At 67.3% G+C, this 5,671-nt stretch carries 6 protein-coding genes; 5 read left to right on the forward strand and 1 reads right to left on the reverse strand.

Annotated features, from left to right (window positions below; translation table 11 throughout):
- Positions 1–114 precede the first annotated feature (114 nt).
- From AC2VOU_RS16035 to AC2VOU_RS16045, 3 genes are read left to right on the forward strand one after another with little or no spacing between them, the layout of a single operon-like run.
- On the forward strand, positions 115–744 hold the full coding sequence (locus tag AC2VOU_RS16035) for a TetR/AcrR family transcriptional regulator (protein ID WP_486958264.1): 630 nt from the start codon (positions 115–117) through the stop codon (positions 742–744).
- Between the two features lie 32 nt (positions 745–776).
- A complete protein-coding gene (locus AC2VOU_RS16040; protein WP_486958269.1) occupies positions 777–1,022 on the forward strand; it encodes a PaaI family thioesterase in 246 nt (81 codons plus the stop codon).
- Entirely contained in the window at positions 971–1,594 is a 624-nt protein-coding gene (locus tag AC2VOU_RS16045) for a maleylpyruvate isomerase family mycothiol-dependent enzyme (protein ID WP_486958265.1), read from the forward strand. Before AC2VOU_RS16040 ends, AC2VOU_RS16045 begins: the two co-directional genes overlap by 52 nt.
- 294 nt (positions 1,595–1,888) lie before the next feature.
- Here the strand turns inward: AC2VOU_RS16045 and AC2VOU_RS16050 are convergent, their stop codons facing one another.
- On the reverse strand, positions 1,889–3,226 hold the full coding sequence (locus tag AC2VOU_RS16050; RefSeq protein ID WP_486958266.1) for an aminotransferase class I/II-fold pyridoxal phosphate-dependent enzyme: 1,338 nt from the start codon (positions 3,224–3,226) through the stop codon (positions 1,889–1,891).
- A 37-nt stretch (positions 3,227–3,263) separates the two neighbouring features.
- Between AC2VOU_RS16050 and AC2VOU_RS16055 the strand changes: the two genes are divergently transcribed.
- Complete coding sequence (locus AC2VOU_RS16055; RefSeq protein WP_486958267.1) at positions 3,264–3,974, forward strand: pyridoxamine 5'-phosphate oxidase family protein; 711 nt, start codon at positions 3,264–3,266, stop codon at positions 3,972–3,974.
- A gap of 206 nt (positions 3,975–4,180) precedes the next feature.
- Positions 4,181–5,557 carry an FAD-dependent oxidoreductase gene (locus AC2VOU_RS16060; protein ID WP_486958268.1) on the forward strand — a complete coding sequence of 459 codons (1,377 nt, stop codon included), beginning with the start codon at positions 4,181–4,183 and terminating at the stop codon, positions 5,555–5,557.
- Positions 5,558–5,671: the final 114 nt, after the last annotated feature.

The following is a 5,671-nucleotide window of genomic DNA, read 5'->3' on the forward strand; positions in this document are numbered from 1 at the left end:
TTCGCCTTCCTCGCCCACACCGGCCTTTCTCTATGACCGTCGATCACTCTATTATCGAAACATCTTTAACTGAGAGGGCGTTAAGAGTGCAACGACACGTCGTAAGATACGAGAATGGTCGCGCTTGGCACCCGCACCGGCCGTGGGCCGCGCAAAGCCGAGGAGACCTTCGAGGCTGCCCTGCAGTTACTGGCTGAGTCGGGCTACGACGGCTTCACCATCGAGGCGGTGGCCGCGCGCGCTGGGGTCAACAAGACCACCATCTACCGCTGGTGGTCGTCGAAAGACGCACTGCTGGCTGCCGCGCTGTTGGATTCCGATCTGTTGACATTCGCTATGCCCGACACCGGCACGCTGCACGGTGATCTGGTTGCACTGGGGGAGAGTGTTGCCGGCCTGCTGCTCGGGACGGAGACGGCGCCCGTCGCAGTCACCGTCCTCGCCGCAGCCCCGCGCCGACAGGAACTCGCCTGCCTCGCTTCCTCGTTCTTCGCCGATCGACTCACCCGGGAAGAGCCGATTTTCCAGCGGGCCGTCCAGCGTGGCGAACTCGCAGCCGACGCCGACGCCAAAACCATCATGGACCTACTTGGCGGCGCGCTCTGGTTCCGGCTGATCCTGCGCGGCGAGGCGCCTCCACCGGACTACATCACGGCCGTCGTCGACACCATCGTCAACGGAGCCGGAGCTCCTGGCCGGCCTCCGCGAACTGGCGCACGTGATCCGTCCCCGCCGATCACATAGCGGCCGCCACGCAGACCCGCCGCATCCACCGGATTTGGCAGTTCCTCCGCTGCTCGACGCTCGATCTCAACGTCTGCTTCATCGCACCCGCACGACCGGGGCCGCTCGTTGGCGAAGGACGCGTGGTCCGATCCGGCTCGACCATCGCCTACTTGGAAGGCGAGCTGCCGACGCAAACCTCGTCGCCCACGGCCACTGTGTTGCTCGTCCACGCGAGACTGGTGTCATGCGATCCGAGCTGTGGGCGAACGTGCACGCCGAACGTGCCGGCCTCGTAGACGATCTGAGTGGCGACCCGCATCTGGACTGGACCACACCGTCGTTGTGCGCCGGATGGGACATCCGTGACGTCGTGGCCCACCTGGCGGCGACCGCGACGTTGTCCCGCTGGAGATTCTTCGGAGAATTCCTCCGCGCCGGATTCAGCCCAGACCGCATCGTCGACCGGCAGATCGACCTCGCGCGCAGCCGCCCGGCCGCAGAATCATTGGACGCCTTGCAATCTGCGATCTACTGCACCGCGTCGCCGCCGCAGCCGACGATCACCCGGGTCATCGAGATCGTCGTTCACGGCGAAGACGTCCGCCGGCCACTGCGGATCGACCACGACTACGTCACCACCCATGTCGGTGCGGCGCTGCGTTTTCTGGCCCGCGATCGCCGCTCCGGCGCCAAGGCGCGGATGACCGGACTCGAACTGCACGCAACCGACACCGACATCGCCGTCGGGCACGGCGAGTGGGTCGAAGGGCCGGCGGTCTCGCTGTTGCTTGCGGTCTGCGGACGCTGCGCCGCCCTGGCCGACCTGAGCGGACCCGGACATGCTGAACTCAGGCGGCGGGTCGAATGAGCCGAAATGTGATCGGTCCAGTCAACCGGCGGTCAGCAGGTGCGACGATTCGTATAACAACGTATTCGATCCGATGTTCTACCCCGCCCACTGGGCTGCTGGTCGCGGAGGTCAGCGGCGCGATCCTGGTCGTTCCCCTGGCGCCCGCTCGTCCAACCGTCACATCCGCTGGGCATGCCGAGATTGCCCGGCGTCACAGCGGAAAGGGCGCCCACCCACAACTGCTCAGCCTGATCCAGTGCTTCGTCGATCCCCGCGATCGTCACTGACTGGTCACGCTACAGATGCGGCGCGCTAAACGCCGGCCCGCCCGGTGGTTTGGACTGCGTCGGCGATGGCGTCGGCGAGTGGGTTGATCTCGGTGGTGTCGAGGTCGGCGATGGTGATGCGGATCGCCGGGGGGCTTGCGACGCGGAAGCGTGTTCCTGGGGCCGCTGCCCAGCCCGCGGCGAGCAGTCGGGTCGTGGTGACCGTCTCGTCGGGGACCGGTATCCAGACGTTGATTCCGGTCTTCCCGGACGCGGTCAGCCCGCGCTCGGCCAGTGCCGTGCACAGCTGGGTTCGGTTGCGGGTGTAGGTGGTTCGGGCTTTCTGCACGAGTCGGGTTGCGGACTGGCCGCGCCAGAGGCTCACCGCGAGGTCTTGGAGCAGGTGGCTGACCCAGCCGCACCCGAGTTGGAGCCGGCCGTGGACCCGTTCGACGGTTCGCCGGTCGCCGGCCAGCACCGCAAGGCGAAGGTCGGGGCCGTAGGACTTTCCGCTCGACCGCAGGTATGCCCAATGGCGGGTGGATCCGGCCAGGGTGTGCAACTCGGCGCCGGCGATATCGGCACAGTGGTCGTCCTCGATGAGCAGCACGCGGTCGGCCCGCTCGGCAAGCAGACCACGTAGCGCGGCGGCTCGTTGTGCGGATACGGCTGCGCCGGTGGGGTTTTGGGCTCGGCTGGTCGTCACCAGGGCCCGCGCGCCGCGGTGCATCGCTCGTGCCAGGTCGGCTTCCAGCGGTCCTTCGTCGTCGACACCCACCGGCTCAGGGGATAGGCCCAGCGCGGCGAGCAGGTCGAGGAGGTTCGGCCAGCCCGGGTCTTCGACGGCGACCCGGTCGCCGGGGCGCAGGTGGGCGGCGAGGACGCGCTCGATGCCGTCCAGCGTTCCGGAGACCACCGCGAGATGGTCGGCCGGAACGCCGTCTGCGGTCAGCGCGATACGGGCGTGCTTCGCCAGTTCGGCGGAGACGGCAGCCTGGCCGTAGAGCAGCGGGTCGCGCCGATGCCGCGGGCCGGCGAGCGTGAGCTGCGCGGTGGCGATCGGCAGCAGGGCCGGGTTGGGGTTGCCGGTGGACAGGTCGCGCACGCCTTCGGGTACGGCCAGTGCGCGCATCGACCGCGGTGTGGTCGCCGGCCGGTCCCGCACCCGGGTGCCGCGGCGACCGGCGGTCTCGACGATGCCGCGATCACGCAGCAGGCGGTAGGCGGCGGCCACGGTGTTCGGGTTCACCCCGAGCTGGGGGGCCAGGTCTCGGATCGGCGGCAGTGCGTCGCCCGGGCCGAAGTCGCCGCGGGAGATTGCCTCCTCGACGGTCGCCGAAATCTCCTCGGCACCGCCACCGCGAATGGGGTATCGTACTGGCACATGACCTATTATGCACTAGTGCAATAAGGAGAAAACGATGTCGGCCGAAAACCCCGTGTCACCCTCCGCCGCGCGGCAGTATCAACCAACCCCGCACACCACGCCGACCCGGTACCGGGAGCGGGCCCGCTATGACCGCGCCACCGTGCACGGCATCCTCGACGAGGCCATCACCTGCCATCTGGGCTACGTCACCAACGGCCGGCCGGTCGTGTTGCCGACGACCTACGCGCGGGTCGGTGAGGTGCTGTATCTGCACGGCTCCACCGGTGCCGGCCCGATGCTGGCGACGGCCCGGTCGAGCTTGCCGATCTGCGTCACGATCAGCCTGGTCGACGAGCTGGTCTTGGCCCGGTCGTGGCTGCACCACTCGATGAGCTACCGCTCGGTCGTCGTGCTGGGCAGCGCGCGACCGGTCACCGACCGGGCCGAGAAGCTGCGGGCACTGCGCGCGATACTCGAACACATCGCCGCCGGCCGCGCCGCCGACAGTCGGCCACCGAACGCCCGGGAACTCGCCGCCACCGGTGTGCTCGCCGTCGACCTCGTCGACGTCTCGGCCAAAGTGCGCACCGGCGGGCCGGTAGACGACCCCGAGGATCTTGACCTGCCGCACTGGGCGGGAACCATCCCACTCACCCTGGCCGCCGGCAGCCCGAAACCGGCCGACGACCTCGACCCCGCAGTCGCGGTACCGCCGTACGTCTCGGCCTATCGCAGACCGAGCGCAACCGACACCATCGCTTGATGTCGACGACCGTAACGGGTCAGTCGAAGGGAGTCCCCACCGCTTTCACCAGCTCCATCGAGGTGGCCGGCTCGGGCCGTGGCGCCGGCGCGGAGGAAAGACACGCGTCTTACCATTTCCACAATGGAGCTTTAAAATTCTTAATTTTGCTGTATGGTCGGTCGTCTGCGGGTCGCGTGTCTCGCGCTACGACTGAAGGGGACTCGATGGGCAAGTCGGATACGCAGGCCGTGGTAGTGGGGTCGGGGATGGCAGGGCTGCTGGCGGCGCGGGTGTTATCCGAGTTCTACGCAGCCGTGACCGTGGTGGAGCGCGACCGCCTTCCCGACCATCCCGCCCAGCGCAAAGGGGTGCCGCAGGGACGCCATCTGCACCATCTCCTCAGCCGCGGCGTACAGGCCATCGATGAACTGTTCCCGCGGCTGGTCGATGAACTGGCCGCCGCCGGGGCCACCGTCATCGCCGACGGTGATCTCTCGCGGACGCACGCCCAGGTCGGGGGGTACATGATGAACCGCACCGGAAAGTTTGCTGACCCCAAACCCCTGCGGCTCTGCCAGGCCAGTCGCCCCTTCGTCGAGTTTCACGTCCGCCGGCGTGTCACCACCCTGGACAACGTCACGATCCTCGACCGACACGACGCCGATGACCTGCTCGGCACAGCCGACGCGGTCAGCGTTCTGCGCACCGTCAACCGAAGCACCGGCGAGCGGGCCGTTCTGGAGGCCGGCCTCGTCGTCGATGCAACGGGTCGCGCTACGCGCACACCGGCCTACTTGGAAAAACACGGGTTCGACGCAGCGCCGGAAGACCGGGTAGGACCAACCGGAGGCTACTCCAGTCAACTGCTACGGATGACCGACCCACGCATCACCGAGCGCGTGGTCTTCATCGACCGGGGGCGCAAAGAGCCGGCCGGTGTGCTGCTGGCCTCCGAACACGACACCTGGATGCTGGCTATTGCCGACCACGCCAATACGATGAGACTCCCGACCACCTTCGACGATGTAATCGCCGCAGCTGAGCGGATTTTCCCGACACAGATCATGGCCGGACTCCGCGACGCCAGGCCCGTCGGGGACGTCGCGGTCTCCCGTAACACCGCCGCGCTGTGGCGACGCTACGACCGGATGCCACGTTTCCCGGCCGGGTTGGTCGTAATCGGCGACGCGCTGTGCTACCTCAACCCCTTTCACGGGCAAGGCATCACAATGGCCGTCATGCAGGCACAGGCCCTGCGTGACTGCCTACGAATCGGCGACAGCGACCTTTCCCGCCGGTACTTCGACGCCACAGCCGAACGAATCGAGCCGACATGGGCGATGAACCACGCCCTCGCCATCGGCGTGGCCAACGGATCATCGCGTTCAGTGCGTCACCGCCTTCACGAACTGATCCGAAACGCAACCGTCAAGGCCGCCGCGCGTGATATCACCGTCACCGAGCAACTCCTGCGGATAAGAAACCTCATCGACCCACCGGCACGACTCCAGAACCCGGCACTGCTGTCACGAATCCTGCTCGCCGGCCTCCGAAGACCACCGCGGCATTCATTGGCTGCCAACGCATCCCAGCCGGCTTGACACCAGAACCGCAAGACATCCTCCGGCCTTCCCAACCAGCGGCGCGGGCTCCTCAACGCCGAAAGGAAAGACATCATGACCACAACGTTCGACGACCTACTGTCCACCATCACC

Source organism: Mycobacterium sp. TH-M25 (assembly GCF_057473665.1).

Coding starts and splice junctions, on each gene's coding strand:
- AC2VOU_RS16035 (WP_486958264.1), top strand. CDS start 115: ATGGTCGCGCTTGGCACCCGCACCGGCCGTGGGCCGCGCAAAGCCGAG.
- AC2VOU_RS16060 (WP_486958268.1), top strand. CDS start 4,181: ATGGGCAAGTCGGATACGCAGGCCGTGGTAGTGGGGTCGGGGATGGCA.
- AC2VOU_RS16045 (WP_486958265.1), top strand. CDS start 971: ATGCGATCCGAGCTGTGGGCGAACGTGCACGCCGAACGTGCCGGCCTC.
- AC2VOU_RS16055 (WP_486958267.1), top strand. CDS start 3,264: ATGTCGGCCGAAAACCCCGTGTCACCCTCCGCCGCGCGGCAGTATCAA.